General features: G+C 67.1%; 27 protein-coding genes. 6 read left to right on the forward strand and 21 right to left on the reverse strand.

The features are described from left to right. Positions 1–25: 25 nt before the first annotated feature. Positions 26–856 carry a nucleoside triphosphate pyrophosphohydrolase gene (gene mazG, locus OJF58_RS24045; RefSeq protein ID WP_300780403.1) on the forward strand — a complete coding sequence of 277 codons (831 nt, stop codon included), beginning with the start codon at positions 26–28 and terminating at the stop codon, positions 854–856. Here the strand turns inward: mazG and OJF58_RS24050 are convergent. The 11 genes from OJF58_RS24050 to dusB form a co-directional block, all read right to left on the reverse strand. Continuing rightward, positions 853–1,686: an inositol monophosphatase family protein gene (locus tag OJF58_RS24050; RefSeq protein ID WP_300780404.1), complete on the reverse strand. Its 834-nt coding sequence runs from the start codon at positions 1,684–1,686 to the stop codon at positions 853–855. The two genes, mazG and OJF58_RS24050, sit on opposite strands and share 4 nt — an antisense overlap. A gap of 5 nt (positions 1,687–1,691) precedes the next feature. Then, positions 1,692–1,979: a co-chaperone GroES gene (locus tag OJF58_RS24055; protein ID WP_300780405.1), complete on the reverse strand. Its 288-nt coding sequence runs from the start codon at positions 1,977–1,979 to the stop codon at positions 1,692–1,694. Positions 1,980–2,034: 55 nt separating this feature from the next. After that, entirely contained in the window at positions 2,035–3,384 is a 1,350-nt protein-coding gene (gene hflX / locus OJF58_RS24060; RefSeq protein ID WP_300780406.1) for a GTPase HflX, read from the reverse strand. 1 nt (position 3,385) lies between these two features. Beyond that, positions 3,386–3,628 (reverse strand): RNA chaperone Hfq, encoded by a 243-nt coding sequence (gene hfq, locus OJF58_RS24065; protein ID WP_085932944.1) that lies wholly within the window; start codon positions 3,626–3,628, stop codon positions 3,386–3,388. A gap of 105 nt (positions 3,629–3,733) precedes the next feature. Further along, positions 3,734–4,390: an HAD family hydrolase gene (locus tag OJF58_RS24070; protein WP_300780407.1), complete on the reverse strand. Its 657-nt coding sequence runs from the start codon at positions 4,388–4,390 to the stop codon at positions 3,734–3,736. Then, entirely contained in the window at positions 4,387–5,250 is an 864-nt protein-coding gene (locus OJF58_RS24075) for a D-amino-acid transaminase (protein WP_300780408.1), read from the reverse strand. Before OJF58_RS24075 ends, OJF58_RS24070 begins: the two co-directional genes overlap by 4 nt. Before the next feature lie 22 nt (positions 5,251–5,272). After that, positions 5,273–6,685 (reverse strand): sigma-54 dependent transcriptional regulator, encoded by a 1,413-nt coding sequence (locus OJF58_RS24080; RefSeq protein WP_300780409.1) that lies wholly within the window; start codon positions 6,683–6,685, stop codon positions 5,273–5,275. Between the two features lie 33 nt (positions 6,686–6,718). Beyond that, entirely contained in the window at positions 6,719–8,950 is a 2,232-nt protein-coding gene (locus OJF58_RS24085) for an ATP-binding protein (protein WP_300780410.1), read from the reverse strand. Between the two features lie 4 nt (positions 8,951–8,954). Next, the gene (ntrC, locus tag OJF58_RS24090; protein WP_300780411.1) at positions 8,955–10,427 is read right to left on the reverse strand and encodes a nitrogen regulation protein NR(I); all 1,473 of its coding nucleotides are present in this window, start codon (positions 10,425–10,427) and stop codon (positions 8,955–8,957) included. Beyond that, positions 10,424–11,536, reverse strand: coding sequence for an ATP-binding protein (locus OJF58_RS24095; protein WP_300780412.1), 1,113 nt, complete (start codon positions 11,534–11,536; stop codon positions 10,424–10,426). Before OJF58_RS24095 ends, ntrC begins: the two co-directional genes overlap by 4 nt. 2 nt (positions 11,537–11,538) lie before the next feature. Next, complete coding sequence (dusB, locus tag OJF58_RS24100; protein ID WP_300780413.1) at positions 11,539–12,546, reverse strand: tRNA dihydrouridine synthase DusB; 1,008 nt, start codon at positions 12,544–12,546, stop codon at positions 11,539–11,541. Between the two features lie 124 nt (positions 12,547–12,670). Here dusB and OJF58_RS24105 point away from each other — a divergent pair, with 124 nt between their 5' ends. Together OJF58_RS24105 and OJF58_RS24110 are read left to right on the forward strand one after the other, a co-directional pair. Then, on the forward strand, positions 12,671–13,837 hold the full coding sequence (locus tag OJF58_RS24105) for a bifunctional 2-C-methyl-D-erythritol 4-phosphate cytidylyltransferase/2-C-methyl-D-erythritol 2,4-cyclodiphosphate synthase (RefSeq protein ID WP_300780414.1): 1,167 nt from the start codon (positions 12,671–12,673) through the stop codon (positions 13,835–13,837). After that, on the forward strand, positions 13,837–14,328 hold the full coding sequence (locus OJF58_RS24110) for a CinA family protein (RefSeq protein ID WP_300780415.1): 492 nt from the start codon (positions 13,837–13,839) through the stop codon (positions 14,326–14,328). Before OJF58_RS24105 ends, OJF58_RS24110 begins: the two co-directional genes overlap by 1 nt. Here OJF58_RS24110 and OJF58_RS24115 read toward each other — a convergent pair. The 9 genes from OJF58_RS24115 to OJF58_RS24155 all read right to left on the reverse strand — a co-directional run bounded on the left by OJF58_RS24115 (position 14,288) and on the right by OJF58_RS24155 (position 23,033). After that, positions 14,288–14,779 carry a type II toxin-antitoxin system RatA family toxin gene (locus OJF58_RS24115; RefSeq protein ID WP_300780416.1) on the reverse strand — a complete coding sequence of 164 codons (492 nt, stop codon included), beginning with the start codon at positions 14,777–14,779 and terminating at the stop codon, positions 14,288–14,290. The two genes, OJF58_RS24110 and OJF58_RS24115, sit on opposite strands and share 41 nt — an antisense overlap. Positions 14,780–14,785: 6 nt before the next feature. Next, positions 14,786–15,745 (reverse strand): lipoyl synthase, encoded by a 960-nt coding sequence (gene lipA, locus OJF58_RS24120; protein WP_300780417.1) that lies wholly within the window; start codon positions 15,743–15,745, stop codon positions 14,786–14,788. 5 nt (positions 15,746–15,750) lie between these two features. After that, positions 15,751–17,163 carry a dihydrolipoyl dehydrogenase gene (gene lpdA / locus OJF58_RS24125; protein WP_300780418.1) on the reverse strand — a complete coding sequence of 471 codons (1,413 nt, stop codon included), beginning with the start codon at positions 17,161–17,163 and terminating at the stop codon, positions 15,751–15,753. Positions 17,164–17,173: 10 nt separating this feature from the next. Beyond that, a complete protein-coding gene (locus tag OJF58_RS24130) occupies positions 17,174–18,460 on the reverse strand; it encodes a pyruvate dehydrogenase complex dihydrolipoamide acetyltransferase (RefSeq protein WP_300780419.1) in 1,287 nt (428 codons plus the stop codon). A gap of 14 nt (positions 18,461–18,474) precedes the next feature. Further along, the gene (locus tag OJF58_RS24135; RefSeq protein ID WP_300780420.1) at positions 18,475–19,860 is read right to left on the reverse strand and encodes a pyruvate dehydrogenase complex E1 component subunit beta; all 1,386 of its coding nucleotides are present in this window, start codon (positions 19,858–19,860) and stop codon (positions 18,475–18,477) included. A 3-nt stretch (positions 19,861–19,863) separates the two neighbouring features. Beyond that, on the reverse strand, positions 19,864–20,916 hold the full coding sequence (gene pdhA, locus OJF58_RS24140; RefSeq protein ID WP_300780421.1) for a pyruvate dehydrogenase (acetyl-transferring) E1 component subunit alpha: 1,053 nt from the start codon (positions 20,914–20,916) through the stop codon (positions 19,864–19,866). Positions 20,917–21,091: 175 nt separating this feature from the next. Next, positions 21,092–21,358 (reverse strand): septum formation initiator family protein, encoded by a 267-nt coding sequence (locus tag OJF58_RS24145; protein WP_300785387.1) that lies wholly within the window; start codon positions 21,356–21,358, stop codon positions 21,092–21,094. An 83-nt stretch (positions 21,359–21,441) separates the two neighbouring features. Next, positions 21,442–22,155: an alanyl-tRNA editing protein gene (locus OJF58_RS24150; RefSeq protein ID WP_300780422.1), complete on the reverse strand. Its 714-nt coding sequence runs from the start codon at positions 22,153–22,155 to the stop codon at positions 21,442–21,444. A gap of 47 nt (positions 22,156–22,202) precedes the next feature. Further along, complete coding sequence (locus OJF58_RS24155; RefSeq protein WP_300780423.1) at positions 22,203–23,033, reverse strand: AraC family transcriptional regulator; 831 nt, start codon at positions 23,031–23,033, stop codon at positions 22,203–22,205. Between the two features lie 116 nt (positions 23,034–23,149). Here OJF58_RS24155 and OJF58_RS24160 point away from each other — a divergent pair, with 116 nt between their 5' ends. After that, the gene (locus tag OJF58_RS24160) at positions 23,150–23,485 is read left to right on the forward strand and encodes an antibiotic biosynthesis monooxygenase (RefSeq protein WP_300780424.1); all 336 of its coding nucleotides are present in this window, start codon (positions 23,150–23,152) and stop codon (positions 23,483–23,485) included. A 7-nt stretch (positions 23,486–23,492) separates the two neighbouring features. Here the strand turns inward: OJF58_RS24160 and eno are convergent, their stop codons facing one another. Next, on the reverse strand, positions 23,493–24,773 hold the full coding sequence (gene eno / locus OJF58_RS24165) for a phosphopyruvate hydratase (protein WP_300780425.1): 1,281 nt from the start codon (positions 24,771–24,773) through the stop codon (positions 23,493–23,495). Positions 24,774–24,866: 93 nt separating this feature from the next. Here eno and OJF58_RS27205 point away from each other — a divergent pair, with 93 nt between their 5' ends. Next, positions 24,867–25,187, forward strand: coding sequence for a nitrile hydratase (locus OJF58_RS27205; RefSeq protein WP_366526796.1), 321 nt, complete (start codon positions 24,867–24,869; stop codon positions 25,185–25,187). Beyond that, on the forward strand, positions 25,184–25,471 hold the full coding sequence (locus OJF58_RS27210) for an SH3-like domain-containing protein (RefSeq protein ID WP_366526797.1): 288 nt from the start codon (positions 25,184–25,186) through the stop codon (positions 25,469–25,471). The genes OJF58_RS27205 and OJF58_RS27210 overlap by 4 nt, the downstream gene beginning before the upstream one ends.

Genomic DNA, 25,471 nt, shown 5'->3' on the forward strand with positions numbered 1-25,471 from the left:
ATATATTATACGATAACTGAAGATCATGGCTTCCGACCGTCCGACGCCCGAGAAGCTCCCCAAGGAACCGCTGGCCCGGCTCCTGGCCGTCATGGCATGGCTGCGCGATCGTCGGCACGGCTGTCCATGGGACATCGAGCAGACCTTCAGGACGATCGCGCCCTACACCATCGAGGAAGCCTACGAGGTGGCCGACGCCATCGAGCGCGGCGATCTGGCAGCGCTCAAGGAGGAGTTGGGCGATCTCCTGCTGCAAGTCGTCTACCACGCCCAGATGGCGGCCGAGGCTGGCGCCTTCGCCTTCGAGGATGTGGCCCAGGCGATCGCCGACAAGATGGTCGACCGCCATCCGCACGTCTTCGACGGCCACGAGATCGCCGACGCGGCCGCCCAGACCGTCTCCTGGGAGGCCCGCAAGGCGGCGGAGCGCGCCGGGAAGAATGGCGACGGCGAGCGGGCGGGCAGCCTGGACGGGGTGGCGCGCGCCCTGCCCGCCCTGCTGCGGGCGGAAAAGCTGCAGAAGCGGGCGGCCCGGGTCGGCTTCGACTGGAAGTCGATCGGACCGGTGATCGACAAGATCGAGGAGGAGCTTGGCGAACTGCGCGTCGAGATCAATGCCCGCGTACTCGACCAGGCCCGCATTGCCGACGAGCTGGGTGACGTCCTGTTCGCCGTCGCCAACCTCGCTCGGCACTGCAAGGTCGATCCCGAGGCCGCGCTTCGCGCCACAAACGACAAGTTCGAGCGCCGTTTCCGCTACATCGAGCGGCGCCTGGCGCAGGAGGACCGCCATCCGTCCGACGCCAGCCTCGAGGAAATGGAAGCGCTCTGGCAGGAGGCCAAGAGCAAGGTCTAGGAGCGCTGTGCGAGGAGCGGCAGCCGGACGGCTTCCAGCACCGTTCTCACCTCCCTCAGCACCTCCGGCGTCGCCGCGGCGATGATTCCCGCCTCGACGCCCCCTGCCGGCCTGTACGGCTCGCCGTCGAAGCGGACGGCTATGCCGCCCGCCTCCGTGATCATCAGCGCGCCCGCCGCGTGGTCCCATGGCTTGGTCCGGCGGTAGAGGCTGAATTCGCGGTTGCCGGCCAGGATCTCGAGATATTCGCGACCGGCGCAATTGAGCGATGTCAGACTGCCGACGGCGCTGCGCTGCCCCGGCGAGAGCTGCCGGTCGAATTCCTTGCGCATCTTGAAGCCGATATAGCCGCGCGGCGGCCGGCTTACCGTCAGCCTGGGAACGGATTCGCCCTGCAGCCTCACTCCCTGTCCTTTGCCGGCAACGGCCATTCGGTCGTTCGGGACGTCCAGGATCCAGCCGCCAATGGCCTCGGCGTCGTGCACCAGACAGACGATGATGGCGAAGCGCTCGCGGCCGGCCGCGAAGTTCGCCGTGCCGTCCAGCGGATCGACGATCCAGCAGCTTTCGCCCGGCCGGCCGATCAGCTCCAGAAGGCTGGCATCGTTCTCGACCGACTCTTCCCCCACGACCGGCACGCCGGGCAGGATCTTCGCCAGCCCCGAGGCAAGGCGCTGCTCGGCAGCGACGTCGGCCACCGTGACCACATCGCCCGGCCGCTTGTGGCGGATATCCTCCTGCGCGAGGTTGCGAAACCGCGGCAGCAGCTCGACCGCGGCCGTCTCGCGCATCAGCCCGGCGACGCGCTCGAGGTCGCCGAAGGCCAGCATCGGCTTCAGCCGAGGATCCCGAACAGGTCCTCTTCCTTGAGGATCACGTGATCGACGCCGTCGAGCTTGACCTCGGTGCCCGACCACTTGCCGTAGATCACCTTGTCGCCGACCTTCACGCCGATCGGCATCAGGCGGCCGTCGTCGAGCCGCTTGCCCTTGCCGACAGCCACGACCTCGCCCTGCATCGGCTTCTCCTGGGCGGTATCGGGAATGATGATGCCGGCCTTGGTCTTGGTCTCGGCGGAGATCGGCTTCAGCAGCACCCGATCATGTAACGGGTTGAATTTCATGGTCTTTCCCTAGCTTGAGGAACGCGCCGCTTATAGAAAGCGGCGGCGGCGGGTGTCAACGCGCCAGCCGTCGCTCGAACCGCGCGGCCGTCGCGGCATCCAGGGCCACCGTCAGGCGCGCCGTCTCCCCGTCGTCGCGGCGGCTGCGCACATCACCGTTGCGGTACAGCCAGGCGATGGTGGCGCCGTCGCTCAGAGGCACCTCGATCTCGCGTGCCGCGCCGCCACGGCCGAGGCGCTCCTCGATGGCGACCAGCAGAGCCTCCACGCCCTCACCGCTCAGCGCCGAGACCGGAAACTGTCGCGCCCGCCCGGACCCCGCTGCCGCTTTCGTCTTCAGGACACTGCACTGCTCCGCAGGCAGGGTATCGATCTTGTTCAGCGCCTCGATCATGGGCGTCCCGCCGCCCTCCTCGATCGCCCCCAGCGCCCGCAGCACCTCCTCGACGTCGACGCGCTGGCGCTCGCTGTCCGGATGGGCGATGTCGCGCACATGCACGATCAGATCGGCCTCGATCACCTCCTCGAGGGTGGCGCGGAAAGCGGCGACGAGGTGCGTCGGCAGGTCGGACACGAAGCCGACCGTGTCGGAGATCACGCATTGGCGGCCATTGGGCAACCTGATCGCGCGCATCGTCGGATCGAGCGTGGCGAAAAGCAGATTCTGCGCCATCACCTCGGCGCCGGACAGTCGGTTGAACAAGGTCGACTTGCCGGCGTTGGTGTAGCCCACCAGCGCCACCGTCGGCAGGCGCGCTCTGCGGCGGCCGGCGCGGTTGACGGCGCGCGTACGCTTCACAGCTTCGAGGTCGCGCTTGATCTTGACGATACGCTCGCCGATCAGGCGGCGGTCGATCTCGATCTGCGATTCGCCGGGACCGCCCAGGAAGCCGAAGCCGCCGCGCTGGCGCTCGAGGTGGGTCCACGACCGGACCAGGCGGCCGCGCTGGTAGTCGAGCGCCGCCAATTCCACCTGCAGCCGTCCCTCGTGCGTGCGGGCGCGCGCACCGAAGATCTCGAGGATCAGCCCGGTGCGGTCGATGACCTTGGTGTTCCAGGCCTTCTCGAGATTGCGCTGCTGCACGGGCGTGAGCTTGTCGTCGACGATGACGAGGCCGGTCCCCTGCTCTTCCACGGCCGCCTTGACGCGCTCGACAGTGCCCTTGCCGATCAGCGTTGCCGGCGTGACGCGACGCATCGGCACGGTCAGGGCGAGCCGCACATCGAGATCGATGGCGCGCGCGAGACCGACCGCCTCTTCCAGCTTCGCCTCGCTGTCGCGGCGATCGCCATTGAGTGCAGGCCAATGGGGGCTCAGTACGGCGGCAATCGTGGCCGGCCGCGCCGTCTCCTGCGGCGAGCGCCTGTGCCGCGCATGTCCGTTGAACTCGATATCGTCCGTCAAATCAGCCTTCGGCCTTGTCTCCGTCGAACAACTGCACCGGCGTCACCGGCATGATGGTCGAGATCGCATGCTTGTAGACGAGCTGCGAATGACCATCCCGGCGCAGCAGCACCGAGAAATTGTCGAACCAGGTGACGATTCCCTGCAGCTTGACGCCGTTGACCAGAAAGATCGTGACCGGCGTCTTGTTCTTGCGCAGGTGGTTCAGGAAGACGTCCTGAACGTTTTGTGCCTTTTCACTCATGTTGTTGGCCTCTTGCTGGGCATCCGGCACACCTGACGGCCACCGGTTGGGGGTACGCGGTCCTTTCCCGCTACCAGGTTGCAGCAAATATAGGCGACGCTGCCCTCAAAGCAATGCCGCCAGCTCATGACAATTGCGTGCGTGCAGACGTGGCGGAAATGCCTTCAGGCGCTCCGCGAACTGGTCCATGCCGCCGAAATAGACCGGCAGGCAGCCGGCGGCATGGGCGCATTCGAGATCGGCCGGGGTGTCTCCCACCATCCACACGCTCTCGTCCGGAGCAATTCCGGTGCCATCGAGCGCGAGGTAGATCGGATCGGGCGCCGGCTTGTCGCGCTTGGCGTCCTTGGCGCCGACTGCCTTCGATATCCAGCGTTCCCAACCGAGATGCCTGAGCTCCGCGCGGAGATTCTCGCCCACCTTGTTGCTGACGACCGCGACATAGCAGCCCGCGGCGCAGGCGCGCGCCAACAGCGCTTCCGCGCCCGGCAGCGGCTCGAGTCGGTCGAGATGGATGCGGTGGAACGTCTGGTAGAATATTCGCTCGGCTTCGACCGCACGCTCGCCGAACAGCTTCGGGAAGGCGTCGCGCAGCGAGCCGTGCGCCCGTTCCTGCACCTCGCGGGCCGTCCAGGGTGGCAGCCCAAAGGCAGCGAAGGTGTCGCGATAGCACTCGACGATCGTCGGCCAGGTATTGACCAGCGTATTGTCCCAGTCGAACAGGATGGCGCGCGGCAGCTCCGAACCGGCAGGTCTCGTCAAGTGACCGTCTCCCCTGCCTCGGCGAAGCGCACGTATTCCTCGCGCAACCGGCGTGCCGTCGGTCCGGGCTTGCCGTCGCCGACAGGCGCGTCGTCGATCCTGATCACGGGCGTCACAAACGACGTGGCGCTGGTGATGAAGGCCTCGTTGGCCTGCTTGGCCTCAGCCAGGCTGAACGGCCGCTCGACCAGCTTGAGCTGGAGCTTGTCGGCGATCGACTTCAGCGTGCCGCGGGTGATGCCGGCCAGGATCCCGCTGTCGGTCTGCCGCGTGATCAGCTCGCCGTCCCCGGTCACGATCCAGGCGTTGGTCGAGGCGCCTTCGGTGACGCAGCCCTTGGCATCGACCAGCCAGGCTTCGTAGGCGCCGCTCTCGCGCGCGGCCTGCTTGGCCAGCACGTTCGGCAGCAGCGCGACCGTCTTGATGTCGCAGCGCTCCCAGCGGATGTCGGGCTGGCTCCTGACTGCGATCCCCGGGCCGACATCGGGACCGAGGTGCCTGGTATTCTTGGTCGTGAGCACGAGGGAGGGCCTGACAGGCGTCGTCGGAAAGGCGTGATCGCGCCGCGCCACACCGCGCGTCACCTGCATGTAGACGAGACCGTCGCGCAGCCGGTTGCGCCGCATCAGCTCACGGATGACGAAGCAGAGTGTCTTGCGTGACACCGGCGGCGCGATGCGCAGCTCCTTCAGCGAGCGATCGAGCCGGTCGAGGTGCGGCTTCTCGTCGATCAGCTTGCCGTCGCGCACGCCCACCACCTCGTAGACGCCATCGGCGAGCTGGTAGCCGCGATCCTCGATGTGGACGCTGGCCTCGCGATGGTCGACGTAGCGGCCGTTGACATAGGCGTAACGCGCCATGAACGCTTCTCCTCTTTCCCGATCAGGCCGCGGGCTCGGCGCCGGCCCGCTCCTCGCCGCCCGTTCCGTGCAGGCCGAGCGATTTCAGCTTGCGGTGCAGCGCCGACCGTTCCATGCCGACGAAGGTGGCTGTGCGCGAGATGTTGCCGCCGAAACGCGTCACTTGCGCCAGCAGATACTCGCGCTCGAAGACCTCGCGCGCATCGCGCAGCGGCAACTGCATGATCTCGCCGCCCTTCTCCCAGCGCAGCACCGAGGGCGCGTCCTCGCTCACGTCGTTGGGCAGCACATCGGCGCGGATCGCGCCGCCGCCGGCCGGCGCCAGGATGAGCAGGCGCTCGATGACGTTGCGCAACTGACGCACATTGCCCGGCCAGTCATGGCCCTGCAGCGCCGCCGAGGTGTCCTCGCCGAGCGGCCGCGCCGCAAGGCCGGTGGCGTCCGCCACCCGCCGCAGGAGATCGGTCGCGAGCTCCGGAATGTCCTCACGACGTTCGCTGAGCGGCGGCACCCTCAGCGACACGACGTTCAGCCGATGGAACAGCTCCTCGCGGAACTGGCCGGCCGCAATCTTGTCCTGCAGGGCGTTCGCGGTCGAGGCGAGCACGCGCACGTCCACCTCCACCCGGGTCCGGCCCGCGTCGCGCAGGTAGGACTGCTCCTGCAGAACGCGCGCGAGCCGGCTCTGCAGGCTGAGCGGCAGGTCGGCGACCTCCTTCAGGAGAAGGGTTCCGCCGTGGGCGAGCTCGAACGCCCCGGAAACGCGCAGCGCATCGTGGTCGGTCTCGCCGTCGGTGCCGAACAGCTCGATCTCCAGCCGCTCCGCCGGCAGCGTCGAGCAGTTCACCACCACGAACGGCCCCTCGGCGCGCTTGGATCCCTGATGGATCAGCCGGGCCACCGTCTCCTTGCCCACACCGGAAGGCCCTGCGATCAGCACGCGACTGCCCGTGGTCGCCACGCGCTCGATCTGTGCGCGCACGTTGGCGGCGGCGGTGGAGGAGCCGACGAAGGATACCTCGCCGCCGGCCCGCCGCCGCAGGGTCGCATTCTCGCGCTTCAGCCGATCGGCCTCGATCGCGCGGTCGACGACGAGGAGAAGACGGTCGGCCTTGAACGGCTTCTCGATGAAATCGTAGGCGCCGCTCTTGATCGCGGAGACGGCGGTATCGATCGTGCCGTGGCCGCTGATCATCACCACCGGAATCGGCGGCTCCTCGCGGCGGATCACGTCGAGGAGCTGCAGCCCGTCGAGCTCGCTGCCCTGCAGCCAGACGTCGAGGATGACAAGCGCCGGCCGCCGCTGGCGTATCGCATCGATCGCCTCGGTGCTGTTGTGCGCGCGCCGGGCAGTGTGCCCTTCGTCCTCCAGGATGCCCGCAATCAGCGTGCAGATATCGCGCTCGTCGTCGACGATGAGAATATCGTGTCCCATGACTCTTCAAACAGTCCGCGACAGTTCAACGGATCATTGTGCGGCTGTCGCCTGCGACTTGACCGACGCGATCTCTTTCGCGTCCCGCCGGAATACCAGACTGATGCGGGCGCCGCCAGCCTCGCGGTCCTCGAGCAGAAGCTGCCCGCCATGGTCCTCCATGATCTTCTTGACGATGGCGAGCCCGAGGCCCGTGCCCTTGCTGCGGGTCGTCATATAGGGCTCGGTCAGGCGATCGCGGCCCTCCTTGGGCAATCCCTTGCCGTTGTCCTCGACGACAATGCGCACACTCGTACCTTCGTCCTTCAGCGCAAGCGAAATCTCGCCCGCCGGCAGCGGCTCGCCGTTGCGCGGCGCCCGGCCCTCGATCGCCTCGGCCGCATTCTTCAGGATGTTGGTGAGCACCTGGCCCACCTGCCGCCTGTCGCAGATCAGCGGCACCGGCCGGCCGGGCAAGTCCGCATGGTAGCGGATATCGGCGTTGCCGCTGCGCTGGAGGAATAGCGCCTGCTGGCAGAGCTCGCGTGCATCCTCGGGCTGCACTGTGGGCCGCGGCATGCGGGCGAAGGAAGAGAACTCGTCCACCATGCGGCCGATGTCGCCGACCTGGCGGATGATCGTGTCGGTGCAGGTCGAGAAGGTTTCGGGATCTTCCTTGATCTGCTTCAGGTAACGCCGCCGCAGCCGTTCGGCGGAGAGCTGGATCGGCGTCAGCGGATTCTTGATCTCGTGCGCGATGCGCCGCGCCACATCGCCCCAGGCCGCCATCCGCTGCGCCGACATGAGCTCGGTGACGTCGTCGAACGTGACGACCGATCCCGAGTCCGAAGCGGCGCTGATGCGGACCAGCAGAATACGGCGAACGCCGCCGTGCATGATCTCGGCCTGCCCCTGGGTCAAACGGTCGGGGCGCTCGGCCGCCTGCGCCACGAGCGGCGCGATCTCGGGCATGACATCGATGAGCTGGCGGCCGAGCACGCCGTCCTCGGGCAGGGCCAGGAGGCCGAGCGCCGAGCTGTTGCTGCGGGTGATGACACCCGCCCCGTCGACGCTCAGCACGCCGGCCGAAACGCCGGCCAGCACCGCGTCGGTCAGGCGGCGGCGACGGTCGAGCTCCTTGTTCGCGGCGATCAGCTCGCCGCGCTGCTGCTCGATCTGGCTGGTCATGCGGTTGAACGAACGCGCGAGCTGGCCGAGCTCGTCGTTCGGCGGCCCCTCCTCCACGCGCGCGCCGAGATCGCCTCCGCGAACCTTCTCCGCTGCCGCCATCAGGCCGCCGATGGGGGCCGTCAGGCGGGTCGCGACCTGAATTGCAAGCCAGACGGCCGCCAGCAGCATCAGCAGCGCGATGGCCCCGCAGACGACGAAGATGATGAGCTGGCTGCGGCGCAGCGCCTGCTCGATCTGGGCGTAGAACTTGCCGGCGAAGTCGATGCTCTTGATGTAGTCGACGACGCGCAGGTCGACGGCGTGGCCGGTCACCAGGAAGAGCGGCTCATCGACGAAAAGCTGCATGACGAAGTAGGCGCCGTGCTCGGACTCGAACTGCACCGGACGCGCCTGGTTGACGGCCTGCCAGAGATACTTCGCCGGCGGAACGGGATTTGCGATCGGCTTTTCGTTGGGCGCGACCGCACGCGCGATCAGGCCCTTGTCGGCATCGACCACGTCGGCCTCGATCAACGGCCGCCCCTCGATCAGCCGCGCCAGGGCCTTTTCGGTCGCCTCCTTGTTGCGCAACGCCTGCACGCCGAGGCTTTGCAGAGGCGCGGAGATCGCGGCGATGTCGCGCAGGATCTCCTCCTCGCGCGCACGCCGTACCGGCTCGCCGATCGCTCGTGCCGTCTCGTAGGCGGCCTGCGAGGGCTTCACGACGAAGTCGGTCAGGTTGATGACCAGCAGCGACAGGATGATGGTGACGATCAGCGTCGGCGTCACCGTGAAAAGACTGCAGATCAGCACCAGCCGCATATGCAGGCGCGATCCCGCGGCGCCTCGCCGCCGATCGAGCCAGAGTTGTGTCAACCGCACCGCCAGCAGCGCAACGAGTGCGGTCGCCACGACGAGGTCCGCGACCAGGAGGCCGGTCATCCAGCCCGTCGTGCTGAAACTGGCCGGCGCGAAGCCGGTCAGCCAGGCGTAGGTCGCCGCGCCGGCAAGAACGGCGAGTGTCGCCAGCGAGATGGCGGCGACCCGGCCCGTCAATGCGCGGCCAATCGCATTCATCCGCTCGCTGAAGCGTGAGACGCCCGGCGATACTGTCACCAAGTCACCCGCCCCGGCGGCCCTGCGGCGCGCGCACCACGGGAACGTCGAGGTCCTTGATCTTCTTGCGCAACGTGTTGCGATTGAGCCCCAGAAGTCGGGCGGCGCGCAACTGGTTACCGCGCGTCGCCCACAGCGCCAGCGAGATCAGCGGCCGCTCGACCTCCGAAATGATCCTGTCATACATGCCGTCCGGCGGCAGGCGGTCGCCGTGCGCCGTGAACAGCGCCTGCAGGTGGCGATCGACGGCGTCCGTGAGCGTATCCTCGCCGTCCGCGCCGCTGTTGTTCTGTTCGGGCTCGGGCGGCATGAGCGCGTCCGCGAGTTCGCCCTCGATCGTCTCCGGCCCGATCACCTCCTCCGAGTAGAGCGCCGACAGACGGCGCACGAGGTTCTCGAGCTCGCGCACATTGCCCGGCCAGCGATACTGGCGCAGGCGCGCCATCGCGTCCGGCGAGAGCACCTTGGTCGGCAATCCGTCGATGGCGACCGCCTGCAGGAAATGATTGACGAGCTCGGGAATATCATCAAGGCGCTCGCGCAAGGGCGGCAGGCGGATCGGCACGACGTTGAGGCGATAGAACAGGTCCTCGCGGAAAAGTCCCTGCTGGATGAGGCGGCGCAGGTCGCGATGGGTCGCGGCAACGATGCGCACATTGGCCTTGATCGGGGTGCGGCCGCCGACCGTCGTATATTCGCCTTCCTGCAGGACACGCAGCAGGCGCGTCTGGGCCTCGGGCGGCATGTCGCCGATCTCGTCGAGGAAGAGCGTGCCGCCCGCCGCCTGCTCGAACTTGCCTGCCGAGCGCTGGACGGCACCGGTGAAGGCCCCGCGCTCGTGGCCGAACAGCTCGCTTTCGATCAGCTCGCGCGGGATCGCGGCCATATTGAGCGCCACGAACGGCCCCTTGCGCCGCTTGCCGTAGTCGTGCAGGGCGCGCGCCACCAGCTCCTTGCCGGTGCCGGACTCGCCCGTGACCATGACGGTGAGATCGGTCGCCATCAAGCGGGCCAGCGTCCGGTAGATCTCCTGCATCGCCGGCGATCGGCCGACCAGCGGCAGGCGCTCGCCCTCCTCCGGCAGCGCGTGGCGAGCGGCGGGGATCGCCGGCGCCGACAGCGCGCGGTTGACCACCGAGACGAGCTCGTTGAGGTCGAAAGGCTTGGGCAGATAGTCGAAGGCGCCGCGCTCGGCGGCGCGCACGGCCGTGAGCAGCGTCGACTGCGCGCTCATCACGATGATGCGCAGGTCCGGCCGGAGCTTGCGGATGCGCGGCACGAGATCGAGGCCGTTCTCGTCGGGCATCACCACGTCGGTGATCACGAGCTGGCCCTCGCCTTCCTGGACCCATTGCCAGAGGGTGGCGGCGGCGCCGGTGCTGCGGACCGTGTGGCCCTGGCGGCCGAGCGCCTGGTGCAGGACAGTGCGGATGGCCCGATCGTCATCGGCGACCAGAATGGTGGCCGCCGTGCTCATCGAGCGGCCTGCGACGGCTGCAGCGGCAGCATGACGCGAAAGACCGTCCGGCCCGGCTCGCTGTCATATTCGATGGCGCCGCCATGATCGTTGATGATTTTGGCGACCAGCGCCAGCCCCAGGCCCGTACCCGTCGGCTTGTTGGTGACGAAGGCGTCGAACAGATGGCCGCGGATCTCGTCGGACACGCCGCGGCCGTTGTCACGGATCGAGACGACCAGCGGCAGGTTGACCCGAGCCTGCTGGCCCGGCACAGCGAGTCGCAACCCATGGCGATAGGCGGTCGACATCTCGATCTCGCGCTCGCCCTCGCCGGGCGCCTCGCAGGCGTTCTTCACCAGATTGAGGAAGACCTGGATGAGCTGGTCGCGGTCGCCGAACACGTCGGGCAACGAAGGATCATAGGTCTCGACGAAGCGCACGCCCTTGCCGAAGCCGGTTTCCGAGAGCCGCCGGACGTGGTTGAGAACCTGATGGATATTGACCGGCCCGCGATCGATCGGCCGACCGTCGGCGAAGGCCTCCATGCGATCCACCAGCGCCACGATACGGTCGGTCTCCTCGCAGATGAGGCCGGTGAGCTCGCGCTCGCTGTCGGGCAGCGACTGCTCGAGGAGCTGCGCCGCGCCGCGGATTCCCGACAGCGGGTTCTTGACCTCGTGCGCGAGCATGGCGGCCAGCGCGCTCACCGACCGGGCGGCGTTGCGATGCGACATCTGCCGATCGATGTTGCGCGCGATCGATTGCTCGACCAGCGAGATCGACACCAGCCCGTCGCGCTCCACGATCGGCGCGAGGCGCAGCGCACAGAAATGATTGCCGATGCGCGGCGATGCCAAGGTGACACCGCTCTCGGCGACGGCGCCGCCGCTCGCCAGTACCTGTTCGAGCAGGGAGAAGAGCGGCGAATCCCGGGGGATGAACTCGGCCAGCGGATGACCCATGAGGCGTGTTCGGCCGGCGCCGAAGAACTGCTCGGCCGCGAGGTTGGCGTAATGCACCAGCCCCTCGCCGTCGACCACGATGACGGCTTCCGAGAGCGAATCGAGAATCGCGCTCGGGAACGGATCGTTCGCAAGCTCGGTGCGCCTCAGGGGCTGCACGACCATCGTCACGCGGCCTGTCGCTCGACCGCCGGCAAAAAGAAGTCGGCGAGCATCGCACGCACCTTGTCGGGCTCGGTCTCGCGGTTCACGGCAGCGCGGAACTCGGCCGATGCCGGCAGGCCCTTGGAGTACCAGCCAAGATGCTTGCGCGCCATGCGCACGCCGGTCTCGGCGCCGTAGTGCTCGAGCATTGCCTCGAAATGCGACCGCACGGCCGCGTACTGGTCGGCCAACGACGGCTCGGCCAGCTTCTCGCCGGTGCGCAGGTAATGGATCGTCTGGTTGAGGAACCACGGACGGCCGTAGGCGCCGCGCCCGATCATGATGCCGTCGGCGCCCGACTGCTCCAGCGCCTGGTCGACATCGTCGAGCGAATTGATATCGCCGTTGGCGATCACCGGCAGGCTGGTCGCCGCCTTGACCTCGCGGATGAATGCCCAGTCGGCCTTCCCATCGTAGAACTGGCAGCGCGTACGGCCATGCACCGTCAGCATCCTGATGCCGCATTGCTCGGCGATGCGCGCGAGCGCAGGTGCATTGCGATTGGCCGAGTCCCACCCTGTCCGCATCTTGAGCGTCACCGGAAGCTTCACCGCCTTCACCGTCGCCTCGAGGATCCTGGCGGCATGGACCTCGTCACGCATCAGTGACGAGCCGGCATGGCCGTTCACGACCTTCTTCACCGGGCAGCCGAAGTTGATGTCGATGATCGCGGCGCCCCGATCCTCGTTCAGCTTCGCCGCGTCGGCCATCACCTCGGGCTCGCAGCCGGCGAGCTGGACGGCCATCGGGAATTCCTCGGGCGAATTCTTTGCCATCAGGAGGGTCTTGCGGTTCTCGCGCACCATCGCCGCCGAGGCGATCATCTCGGAAACGACAAGCCCGGCCCCGCCGCGCTTCACCATCTGGCGGAACGGCATGTCGGTGACGCCCGACATCGGCGCCAGGATGACGGGGTCCTCGAGGCGGACCGGGCCGATATCGACAGGGCGAAGGCGGGGTTGGCTGGCCATGCTGCTGATCACTTAATAGGCAACTTGTGCGGTGCACAATTATTGAGCCGAGGATTAGCGGGTCACCGCGGGCGGCGCAAGAGGCGGAAGTGCGTCTCCGGCGTGCCGATGTTATCTAGCGGCCGTGACAAGCTGCACCGCCCTCATCGTCGCCGCCGGACGCGGCAGTCGCTTCGGCGGCCCCCTGCCCAAGCAATATGCCCTCCTCAATGGCCGGCCGGTGCTGCGCCAGACGATCCTTGCCTACCGGGCGACTCCGGAAATCACTGCCATTCGCGTCGTCATCGCCCCTGAAGACGAGGTGCACTACGTCACCGTCGCCGGGGATCTTGGCCTGGCCCGACCCGTCCCGGGCGGTGCAAGCCGGCAGCAATCCGTGCTCAACGGCCTCGAGGCCCTGGCCGGTGACGCCCCGGACTTCGTCGCGATCCACGATGCAGCGCGGCCTTTCGTGCGTCCGCCCGATATCACCGCCTGTCTGACGGCGGCAGCGGCGAAGGGCGTCGACGGGGCCGTGCTGGGTGTGCCGCTGGCCGATACGGTAAAGCGGACCGATCTGCAGAACGCCGTCCTCGAGACCGTGCCGCGGGCGAACCTCTGGCGGGCGCAGACGCCGCAGATCTTCCGATTCGCCCGCCTGCTGGAGGCGCATCGTGCCGCGGCAGCGTTGGCCGCAGCCGAGGCCACTGCGCTGACCGACGACGCGGCGGTCGCGGAGCGGGTGGGATTGAAGGTGGTGATGGTGGCAGGCAGCGACGACAATCGGAAGATCACGACGACGGACGATCTTGCGCGGGCGACGGTGATGGAGACGCGCACCGCTTTCGGCTACGACGTCCATGGCTTCGCCGCCGGCAATGCGGTCATGCTGTGCGGCGTTGCCGTTCCGCACAGCCAGGCGCTGGCTGGACACTCCGATGCCGATGTGGCCCTGCACGCGCTGACCGATGCCGTATTGGGCACGATCGGCGCCGGCGATATCGGCAGGCACTTTCCGCCGTCGGATCCGCAATGGCGCGGCGTGTCGTCCGACCGCTTTCTCCGGCACGCTGTCGAGCTGCTCGCCGCGCGCGGCGGCCGTATCGTCCATCTCGATCTCACCCTCGTCTGCGAGGCGCCGCGCATTGGCCCGCACCGTGAGGCGATGGTCGCAAGCGTCGCGCGGATCGCCGCCGTTTCGCCGGAGCGCGTCAGCGTGAAGGCGACGACCACCGAGGGTCTGGGCTTCACCGGCCGGCGCGAAGGCATTGCCGCGCAGGCCGTCGCCACCGTGGAGATTCCGAGGAACTGATGTTCGATCACGAGATGAGAGAAGCGGCCGAGCGCGTGCTGAATGCCTGCCGCCATCACGGGCTCAAGGTCGCAACCGCCGAGTCCTGCACCGGTGGCCTGATCGCGGCCACGCTGACGGCGATCGCGGGCTCGTCCGACGTCGTCGACCGCGCCTTCGTCACCTACTCCAACGAAGCCAAGCGCGACATGATCGGGGTGCGCTGGGACACGATCATGAAGCATGGCGCGGTGAGCGAACCGGTTGCCCGGGCCATGGCGTCGGGTGCGCTGCGCCATTCCGACGCCGATCTCGCCGTCTCCGTCACCGGTGTCGCCGGTCCCGGCGGCGGCACCGCCGAAAAGCCGGTAGGTCTTGTGCACTTCGGCGCGCTTCGGAAGGGGCGCGAGCCGATCACTGAACGCCATATCTTCCACGGCGACCGCGACGGCATCCGCCGCATCGCGGTGATCACCGCGCTTGCGTTGCTCGCGTCGCTGGCTGAGCGGTAGGCTCGCCGTAGAGTTGGCGGGCACGGGCCTCGAACGCCGCCACCATGCGCTTGACGGCCTCCGCGAACAGCACGCGCACCGTGTGCTGCAATATCCGCGAACGGAACTCGAACTCCAGCGAGAAATCGATGACCGTCCCGTCGGGGTGAGGTTGGAACGTCCAGTGGCTCGACAAGATGCGGAATGGGCCCTCGATGCCGACGGTCTCGATGCGCAGCCGGTCGGGATCGTCGGGAACGAGGGTCACGCGCGAGACGAACTTCTCGTGGAACGGCCCGAAACCGATCGCGACCTCGTCGACCTCGACATTGGGCGCCTCACGTCGGCGGATACGCGCCGCCGTGCACCATGGCAGGAATTCCGGATAGCGCGGGACGTCGGCGACCAGGTCAAAAAGCTGTCGGGGAGCGAAGGCAACGACCTTTCGCTCGGTATGTCGTGTCGTGGCCACGGCGGTTCAGGACTTTGTATGGGCCGCGCGCGCGGCACGGAGGCGTGCGAAGTCGGCGCCGGCATGATAGCTCGAGCGCGTGAGCGGCGAGGCCGAGACCATCAGGAAGCCCTTGGCCCGCGCGTGCGCCGCCAGCTCCTCGAACTCGGCGGGCGTCCAGAAGCGTGCGAGCGGCGCGTGCTTGGGTGTGGGCTGCAGATATTGCCCGACAGTCAGGAAATCGACATCGGCGGCGCGCAGGTCGTCCATCACCTGCAGGATCTCCTCGCGCGTCTCGCCGAGCCCTACCATCAGGCCCGACTTGGTGAACATCGCCGGATCGATCTCCTTCACGCGCGCCAGCAGGTGAAGCGAGGTGAAGTATCGCGCGCCCGGTCGGATCGCCGGATAGAGGCGCGGCACCGTCTCGAGGTTGTGGTTGAACACGTCGGGGCGTGCAGCCACGACGGTCTCGATGGCGCCGCGCTTGCGCATGAAGTCCGGCGTCAGAACCTCGACGGTGGTCGAGGGCGCCGACTCGTGCAGGGCTTCAATCACCCGGGCGAAGTGCCCCGCCCCGCCATCGTCCAGATCGTCGCGATCGACCGAGGTCACCACCACGTGGCCGAGGCCCAGCTTGCCGACCGCCTGGGCGATATTTGCAGGCTCGTGCGGATTGAGCGCCCCGGGCTTGCCGGTCGCGACATTGCAGAAGGCGCAGGCCCGCGTGCAGGTCTCGCCCATGATCATGAAGGTGGCGTGCTTGTGCTTCCAGCACTCGCCGATATTGGGACAGGCCGCCTCCTCGCACACCGTAGCGAGACCGTACTGGCGCATCAGGCGTTTCGTCTCGGCATATTCGGGCGAGTTGGGCGCACGCACGCGAATCCATTCCGGCTTGCGCGGAATGGGGTTGTCCGGCCGATTCGCCTTCTCGGGATGGCGTTCGGCGCGGCTGAGCGGGGCCTTGTCGAGCGAGCCGTCCATGTCGTCTAGATATGGAGCGTCCGACCGTACGCCGCCAGTACCGACTCGTGCATCATTTCCGAGAGAGTCGGATGCGGGAACACCGTGGCCATCAGCTCCGCCTCGGTCGTCTCCAGGGTCTTGGCCACGCCGTAGCCCTGGATCAGCTCGGTCACCTCGGCGCCGATCATGTGCGCCCCTAGGAGCTCGCCGGTCTTGGCATCGAACACGGTCTTGATGAAGCCTTCGGGCTCTCCCAGCGCGATCGCCTTGCCGTTGCCGATGAAGGGGAATTTGCCGACCTTGACCTGCCGGCCGTTGGCCTTGGCCGCCGCCTCTGTAAGTCCGATGCTCGCCACCTGGGGCTGGCAGTAGGTGCAACCCGGAATGTTCGTCGTGACCAGCGGGTGCACACCCTTCACGCCGGCGATCTTCTCCACCACGACCACGCCCTCGTGCATCGCCTTGTGCGCAAGCCAGGGCGGCCCCGCGACATCGCCGATCGCATAGACATTGGGCTCACCGGTGAAGCCCCATGGGTCGATCACGATATGGGTCTTCTCGACCTTCACCCTGGTCCCTTCGAGGCCGATATTCTCCACGTTGCCGACAATCCCCACGGCGCTGATCACGCGGTCGACAGTGATCTCCTGGGTCTTGCCGGCCGAAGTGATCGCGGCCGTGACGCTGTTGGCCCCCTTCTTGACGATTGAAGCGGTGGCGCTCGTCAGGATCTTCATGCCCTGCTTCTCGAAGGCACGCTTGGCGAAGGCCGACACTTCCTCGTCCTCGACCGGCAGGATGCGATCAAGGACCTCGCACACGGTCACTTCCGCTCCCATGGTACGGAAGAAGCTCGCGAACTCGATGCCGATGGCGCCCGAGCCGACCACCAGCAGCGACTTCGGGAACTCCGGCGGCACCATCGCTTCCCTGTAGCTCCAGACGAGCTTGCCGTCGGTCTCGAGGCCGGGAAGCTGGCGGGCACGGGCGCCCGTGGCCAGGATCACGTTCTTGGCCGTGAGCGACAGGCTGCTCTTGTCGTTCATCGCCACGGCGAGCTTGCGCTGCCCGCCCTCGGTGCCGGCGAGCTTCGCGGTGCCGTCGAACACCGTGATCTTGTTCTTGCGCATCAGGCCTTTGACGCCGTTGCTGAGCTGGTTCGCGACCTTGCGCGAGCGCTCGACGATCTTCTTGGCGTCGTAGGAGACGTCCTTGACCGAAAGGCCGAAGGAGTCGGCATGCTTGATCAGGCCATAAACTTCCGAGGTGCGCAGCAGCGCCTTGGTCGGAATGCAGCCCCAGTTGAGGCAGATGCCGCCCATATGCTCGCGTTCGACCACGGCGGTCTTCATGCCGAGCTGGGCGGCGCGGATCGCGGCGACATAGCCGCCCGGTCCGCCGCCCACGACAATGATGTCGAAGTTCGTGTCGGCCATGCCTCGACTCCTAGACCAGCATCGCCGCGGGCTGCTCGACATAAGCCCGCAGGGTCTGCAGAAAGCGCGCGCCCATGGCGCCATCGACGACACGGTGATCGACCGCCAGCGTGCAGCTCATCATGTGGCGCACCGCCATTTCGCCTTTGCGCACCACGACCCGCTCCTCGCCCGCGCCGACGGCAAGGATCATCGCCTGCGGCGGGTTGATGATGGCGGCGAACTCCCTGACGCCGAACATGCCGAGGTTGGAGATGGTGAAGCCGCCGCCCTGGAACTCCTCGAGCTTCAGCTTGCCGGTCTTGGCGCGCGCCGCGAGATCCTTCATCTCGATCGAGATCTGCGCCATGCCTTTCATGTCGGCATTGCGCACGATGGGCGTGATCAGGCCGCGATCGGTCGCGACGGCGACGGAGATGTCGACCGCCCCGTACTGGATCATCTCCTCCTCGGTCCAGGAGGCGTTGCATTCCGGATGATCGCGCAGCGCCTTGGCGCAGGCCTTGATCAGCATGTCGTTGACCGAGACCTTCGCCTCCTGCTTGCGGGCGACATCGTTGATCGCCTGCCGCGCCGCGAGCAGCGCATCGATCTCGAATTCGACCGTGAGATAGAAATGCGGTACGGTCTGCTTGGACTCGAGCATGCGCCGCGCGATGACCTTGCGCACCGCCGTGTGCGGCACGCGCTGGTCGCCCGGCGCGGTGATGATCGGCTGCGCGGGCGCGCTCGGCGTCGGGCGCGCGGCGGGAACAGCGGCCGGCGCCGCGCCCGGCCTGGCGCTCTCGACATCGACCTTCACGATCCGTCCGTGAGGGCCCGAGCCCTTGATCGTCCCGAGATTGATGCCCTTCTCGGCCGCGATGCGCTTCGCCAAGGGTGATGCGAAAATGCGCTGGCCGCCAGGCGCCGCGGCCGGTGCCGGCTGCGGTGCGGGGGCCGACGCCGGTTTCGCTACGGCTGGCGCCGGCACGGGTTCTGCCTTTGCCGGTCGAGCCGCCGCTGGCGCAGGTGGCGCCGCTGCGGCCGCTGCGCCGGCCGGCACCGATGTCTCGCCTTCCTCGAGAAGGATCGCAATGACGGCGTTCACCTTCACGCCCTCGGCGCCTTCGGGGACCACGATCTGGCCGACCTTGCCTTCGTCGACCGCCTCGACTTCCATCGTCGCCTTGTCGGTCTCGATCTCGCAGACCACCTGGCCGGCCGTCACCGTGTCGCCGACCTTCACATGCCACTTGGCGAGCTTGCCCTCGGTCATGGTGGGCGAGAGCGCAGGCATCAGAATATTGATCGACATGCTCCCCCCTGCCCTCAGCGATTGCAGACCGCGCGGGCGGCCTCGACGATGTTCTCCGGCTGCGGCAGTGCCAGCTTCTCGAGGTTGGCCGCGTAGGGCAGCGGGATGTCGAGGCCAGCCACTCGCTTCACCGGCGCGTCGAGCCAGTCGAAGGCATGGTCCATCATCTGGGCGGCAAGCTCCGAGCCGATGCCGGCGAACGGCCAGCCTTCCTCGACCGAGACCAGTCGGTTGGTCTTCTTGACCGACTCGACGATGGTCTCGGTGTCGAGCGGACGCAGGCTGCGCAGGTTGATCACCTCGGCGTCGATCCCCTGCTTGGCCAGCTCCTCCGCCGCCTGCAGTGCCTTGCCGACCATGATCGAGAAGGCGGCGATGGTGACGTCCTTGCCCGGCCGCTCGATCCTGGCCCTGCCGATCGGCAGGACGAAGTCGGAGTCGTCCGGCACCTCGAACTGCTGGCCGTAGAGGATCTCGTTCTCGAGGAAGATCACCGGGTTGGGATCGCGGATCGCGGCCTTCAGGAGGCCCTTGGCGTCGGTGGCGCTCCAGGGCGCGATGACGCGCAGGCCCGGGCAATGCGCATACCAGCTCGCGTAGCATTGCGAGTGCTGGGCGGCGACGCGGGCCGCCGCACCGTTGGGACCGCGAAAGACGATCGGGCAGCCCATCTGGCCGCCCGACATGTAGAGGGTCTTGGACGCCGAGTTGATGATCTGGTCGATCGCCTGCATGGCGAAGTTGAAGGTCATGAACTCGACGATCGGCCGCAGCCCGGCGAAGGCTGCACCGACGCCGAGGCCGGCGAAGCCGTGCTCGGTGATCGGCGTGTCGACCACGCGCCTGGCGCCGAACTCGTCGAGCAGGCCCTGGCTCACCTTGTAGGCGCCCTGGTACTGCGCCACTTCCTCGCCCATCAGGAAGACCTTCTCGTCGCGGCGCATCTCCTCGGCCATGGCGTCGCGCAGCGCCTCGCGCACGGTGAGCCGGACGGTCTTGCCCTTCCACTCCGGCTCGGCCGCCGGTGCCGACACGATCGGCGGTGCGGCAGGCTTCGGCGGCAGCTCGGCCTTCGGTGCACCGGCCGTGTCGGGAACATCGGCCTTCGCTGCGGAAGCGGCGGGTGGCGCGGCCTTCGCCGCATCTGCGACGCTTTCTCCTTCGGCGGCGAGAATGCAGATCGGCGTATTCACGGCGACTCCCTCGGTGCCCTCCTGCACGAGGATCTGCGCCACCGTCCCCTCGTCGACGGCCTCGACCTCCATGGTCGCCTTGTCGGTCTCGATCTCGCAGATCACCTGCCCCGACTTCACGCCGTCGCCGACCTTCACATGCCACTTCGCGAGCTTGCCCTCGGTCATGGTGGGCGAGAGGGCGGGCATCAGAACCGGGATGGACATGGGTCAGGCTCCGACCAGGACGTCGGTCCACAACTCCGACGGATCGGGCTCGGGACTGTGCTGAGCATACTCGGCGGCGTCGCCGATGATCTTGCGGATCTCGGCATCGACCGCCTTCAATGCGGCCTCGTCCGCCATCTTGCCGTCGATCAGGAGCTTGCGCACATGATCGATCGGATCGCGCTCGCTGCGATACTTGTCCACTTCTTCCTTGCTCCGGTACTTGGCGGGGTCGCTCATGGAATGACCGCGATAGCGGTAGGTCTGCATCTCGAGGAGATAGGGGCCGGCGCCGCTGCGGGCATGCTCGACCGCCTTCTCGCCCGCCGCCCGCACCGCCAGCACATCCATGCCGTCGACCTCCTCGCCCGGGATGCCGAACGCTTCGCCATGCCGGTAGAGTTCGGTGATGGCCGAGGCGCGCTCGACCGACGTGCCCATGCCGTAGCGATTGTTCTCTATGATGTAGACCACCGGCAGCTTCCAGAGCGCCGCCATGTTCATCGCTTCGTAGACCTGTCCCTGGTTGGCGGCGCCGTCGCCGAGATAGGTGAGCGAGACATCCTTGGTGCCGTTGTATTTGTGCGCGAAGGCCAGCCCCGTGCCAATCGGCACCTGGGCGCCGACGATGCCATGGCCGCCGAAGAAGTTCTTCTCGCGGCTGAACATGTGCATGGAGCCGCCCTTGCCCTTGGAGTATCCGCCGCTGCGGCCGGTGAGCTCGGCCATCACGCCCTTGGGATCCATGCCCGCGGCCAGCATGTGCCCGTGGTCGCGATAGGAGGTCACGATCGAATCCTTGCCGCGGACCGTGGACTGCATGCCCACCACGACGGCCTCCTGGCCGATGTAGAGATGGCAGAAGCCGCCGATCAGGCCCATGCCATAGAGCTGGCCGGCGCGCTCCTCGAAGCGGCGAATCAGCAACATGTCGCGGTAGAAGGTCTTGAGCTGGTCGGGACCGACACTGTTGTCACCCGGTCCGGGCGACTTCGACGCCGATTTCTTCTTGGCTGGAAGCGTTTCCCCCTTCGCCTTCCCGACCGGCTTCGCCATGGCAGTCCCCTCCAACAGGCCGTGTTGCGGCTTATAGCATTGCTGCCGCCGATGTCATTGATCTAACAGGAAAAAACCAGAAGCAGCCAGCGTGCGCCGCAACATTTGAGCGATTGTTTGCGCACGCCTGCGCGGCTCGGACAGTTTGTTTCAGCAGGCCGCGAAGCGAACCGGATTATCGCGTCGGCGTGAAGACGATGATGTCGTCCTTGTCGGCGTAGTTCAGCAGGACGCGGGCGCGCTCGTCGAGCATGTCGGGATCGAGGCTCTGGTTGCGCAGCTCCGACACCCGCAACTCCCAGATCTTCCGCGTCGCCTCGGCCTCGGCGAGGTTTTGATCGGCGATCTGGTTCTCACGCTGCAGGTGGACCATCGCCAAGAGGCCGCGATCGCCGTTCACGAGGTGGTAGCCGAAATAGCCGAACACCGTGGCGAAGATCACAGGGGCCAAAATCTGTCGTGGTCTCAACAACATATGCTGCTTACCTGAAAGATAAGGCAACATATGTTGTGGTAAAGTCAAGATCATTCAGTCAGCGCGATCCGTACGCGCCTGTTGTGGCGGCCCTTGTTGTCGACCTTGAGGATGCGGATGGACGGCGAACCGCCGGTCGACGCAAGGTGCGTTCCGCCACAGGCCTGGCGATCGAGGCCCACGATCTCGACGACCCGGATCCTGCCGTCCGGTGTCGGTGGCGGTGCGACCGAGCGGCTGCGGATCAAGCCGTGCTCGGCCTGAGCCTCGTGCATCGGTACGTAGACGAAGCGCAGCGGTATGTCCTGACGGATCAAGTCGTTGATCGGCCCTTCGAGCGCGCGCAATCGGTCGTTGTCGGCAGCGGGCACGTCGAAATCCATGCGCGCCGTGCCGTCGTCGGCCATCTGAACGCCCGTGACGAGGGCGCCATCGAAGGCCTGGAAGACGAGCGCATTCAGGATGTGCGTGTCGGTATGGAGCTGGCGCATCCGACGCCGGAAGTGCGGATCGACGACGGCTTCGACGGCGCCGGCGACTTCGTCCGGTGCATCGAGCAAATGCCAAAGCTTGCCCGCCGACAGCTCGAAGCCTGTGACCTTCGCCTCACCGCCCTTCCATCGAAGAAGGCCGCGATCGGCGAGCTGCCCTCCTCCGCCGGGATAGAACGGCGATTGCGCCAGCGCCACTCGGCCGGGCCGCGCGTCGACAACCTCCGTCCCGAGCGACAGGGTCTCCGGATGATCATGGCAATAGAGATGCATACGCGCTCGATACTGCCGGCAATCCCGGACGTATTGGCAAAAATTGCCTACGCGGCTGCGGCCCGGGCGAACTGGAGCGGGGTGATGCCGTAGCAGCGCTTGAAGTGCCGGTTGAGCGCGCTCTGGTCGTAGAATCCGACCGCCGCCGCGACCTCGGCGGGCGCCGACGACTGTCGCAGCTGTCGGCAGGCCATGCCGAGCCGGATCTGGGTCAGATAGGCGTGCGGCGCGAGGCCCACCGTCCGCTTGAAGAGGCCGATGAGCTGGAAAATCGTGAGGCCGACATGCTGGGCGAGATCCTCCAGTCGAAGCTCGGTGGCATATTCGGCCCGCATGCGTTCAGCGACCCGCGCGAACAAAGCGCGGTCGCGCGGTGCCGGTTCGATGCGGCTTCTGCCGCTTCCGTGCCTCTGGAAGAGCTTGCCGAACGATCCGATCAGGAGCTCGTGCTCGCGGAAGACATCGCGCCCCTGCTCGATCGCGCGATGCATCGCAAGGAACCCTTCGATCAGATCGCGATCGCCGAAAAGATTGCGCGTGAAGTACGGCACCGAGTCTACGCCGAGGCCCGCAGCCACCTGGTCGAGGGCGGCCTGGGTCAGGTACATGCCGCGATATCGCCACCGCTTGCTCCAGCCCATCCAACCCGCATGCGGCTCGGCCGGATTGAAGACGAACAGCGTCGAGGGATGCGCCTCCTCGACCTCGCCGCGGCTCCGAATGATGGAACCACCCTGCTCCGTGACCGCGACCACGAGTGCGTCATGCACATGGGGCGGATAGTCGTGGGTCGTGAAGTCGGCGCAGAGAAGACTGAGGCCGGAGAGATGTCGGTCCCACCAGTACTGGGTCGAGTTGCGGAGATCGCGGCGCGCCATGCCGTCACTCAAATGCCGGTGCCTCGGCCTGTCAACGCGCACCCGAGCAATTTCTGCCAATACCGTCGAAATCCTTCTCGCTAAAGGGGATGGAGAACTCCCTGGAGCACACTCGCATGATCGCTCGTCTTTGGCGCGGCTGGGCGCCGGCCTCCACCGCCGACACCTATGAGCGACATGCTACCGGAGCCGTGTTCCCTTCGCTTGGCCGGCTCACGGGCCATCGCGGCGCCTGGTTGCTGCGGCGCGAGACCGGGGACCGGACCGAGTTCATCGCGATGACACTCTGGGACTCGCTCGGCTCGATCAAGGCTTTCGCCGGCGACGATATCTCGACGGCCATCGTCGAACCCGAAGGCCGGGCCGCTCTCTCGAGCTTCGACGACTTCGCGACCCACTACGAGATCGTTCTTCGCACCGGCGTCATTCCAGGCGCGGCGAGGAATCTTTGATCGACAGCTACAGCCCGCGCAGGATCAACTTGCCGGCGTAGCGGGCCTGGGTGCCGAGCTGCTCCTCGATGCGCAGGAGCTGGTTGTACTTGGCGAGCCGGTCCGAGCGCGACAGCGACCCGGTCTTGATCTGGCCGCAGTTGGTCGCCACCGCGAGGTCGGCGATGGTCGAATCCTCGGTCTCGCCCGAACGGTGCGACATCACGGCGCCGTAGCTCGCACGCTGCGCCATCGACACGGCTTCCATGGTCTCGGTGAGCGTGCCGATCTGGTTCACTTTCACCAGGATCGCGTTGGCGAGCCCATTCCGAATGCCATCGGCGAGCCGCTTGGGGTTGGTGACGAAGAGGTCGTCGCCCACGAGCTGAATCTTCCCGCCGAGCTTGTCGGTGATCGCCTTCCATCCCTTCATGTCGTCCTCGGCCATGCCGTCCTCGATCGAGACGATCGGATAGCGGCTGACGAGGCCGGCGTAGTAGTCGACCATGCCGCCGGCATCGAGCGACTTGCCCTCGCCTTCGAGCTCGTACTTGCCGCCCTTGAAGAACTCGGTCGAGGCCGGATCGAGCGCCAGCACGACGTCCTCGCCCGGCCTGTAGCCGGCCTTCTCGATCGCCTTCATGATGAAGGCGAGCGCCGCGTCCGCCGTCGCGAGGTCGGGCGCGAAGCCGCCCTCGTCGCCGACATTGGTGTTGTGACCGGCGTCCTTGAGCTGGCCGCGCAGCGCATGGAAGACCTCCGAGCCCATGCGCAGCGCGTCGGCGAAGCGGTCGGCCTTCACCGGCATGATCATGAATTCCTGGATGTCGATCGGATTGTCGGCATGGGCGCCGCCGTTGATGATGTTCATCATCGGCACCGGCAGGACCGAGGCCTGGCTGCCGCCGACATAGCGGAAGAGCGGCAGGCCGCTGTCCATCGCGGCCGCCTTGGCGACGGCGAGCGAGACGCCCAGGATCGCGTTGGCGCCGAGCCGCCCCTTGTTGGGCGTGCCGTCGAGCTCGATCAGCGCCCGGTCGATCTTGATCTGGTCGAGCGCGTCGAGCCCGGACAGCAGATCCATGATCTCGCCGTTCACCGCGCCCACGGCCTTCCGCACGCCCTTGCCGCCGTAGCGCTTCTTGTCGCCGTCGCGCAGCTCGACCGCCTCGTGCGCACCGGTCGATGCGCCCGACGGAACCGCCGCCCGGCCCATGGCGCCGGTTTCCAGCTCGACCTCGACCTCGACGGTGGGGTTGCCTCGGCTGTCGAGGATTTCCCGGGCCCGGATATCGACAATGGCGCTCATGCGGACATAACTCCTTCTGGGGCGCGGCCTGTCTAGCCGCGCCTCCTCGCTGCGGCAAGTGACGGGGCAGCGCAGTTTTTCTATAGTCCTGCCATGCGTGGCGTTCATGACATGGGCGGCCTCCAGGCCGGGCCGGTGGAGCGGGTGGAACACGACTACCAGCTCTGGGAAAAGCGCGTCGATGCGTTGATGGTGCTGCTGTCGCGCAAGCGCCGCTTCACTGTCGACGAGTTGCGCAAGGGGATCGAATCGCTGCCGGGCGACGCCTACGACCGGCTGACCTACTACGAGCGCTGGATCAGCTCGATCACCTCGGCCCTGATCCATCGCGGAACGATCACCATCGACGAGCTGCGCGCCAAGCTCGCCGACATCGAGCGGCGCCCCGACGGACCGAAGGCCGGCACGCCATGACGCCGCGCTTCACCGTCGGCGCCCAGGTGAACGTGCGGCCAGGCAACCCGCCCGGCCATATCCGCACGCCCTTCTACATCCGTGGCAAGTGCGGGACGGTGGAGCGCATCTGCGGCGAGTTCCGCAATCCCGAGGAGCTGGCCTATGGCCGCAGCGGCGAGCCCAAGCAGGTGCTCTACCGCGTGCGCTTCAACCAGAAGGACGTCTGGCCCGACTACCGCGGGCCGGCGAAGGACACGATCGACGTCGAGCTCTACGAGCACTGGCTCGAGCCCGCACCGTGA

This window comes from Enhydrobacter sp. (assembly GCF_030246845.1).
GTDB lineage: Bacteria > Pseudomonadota > Alphaproteobacteria > Reyranellales > Reyranellaceae > Reyranella.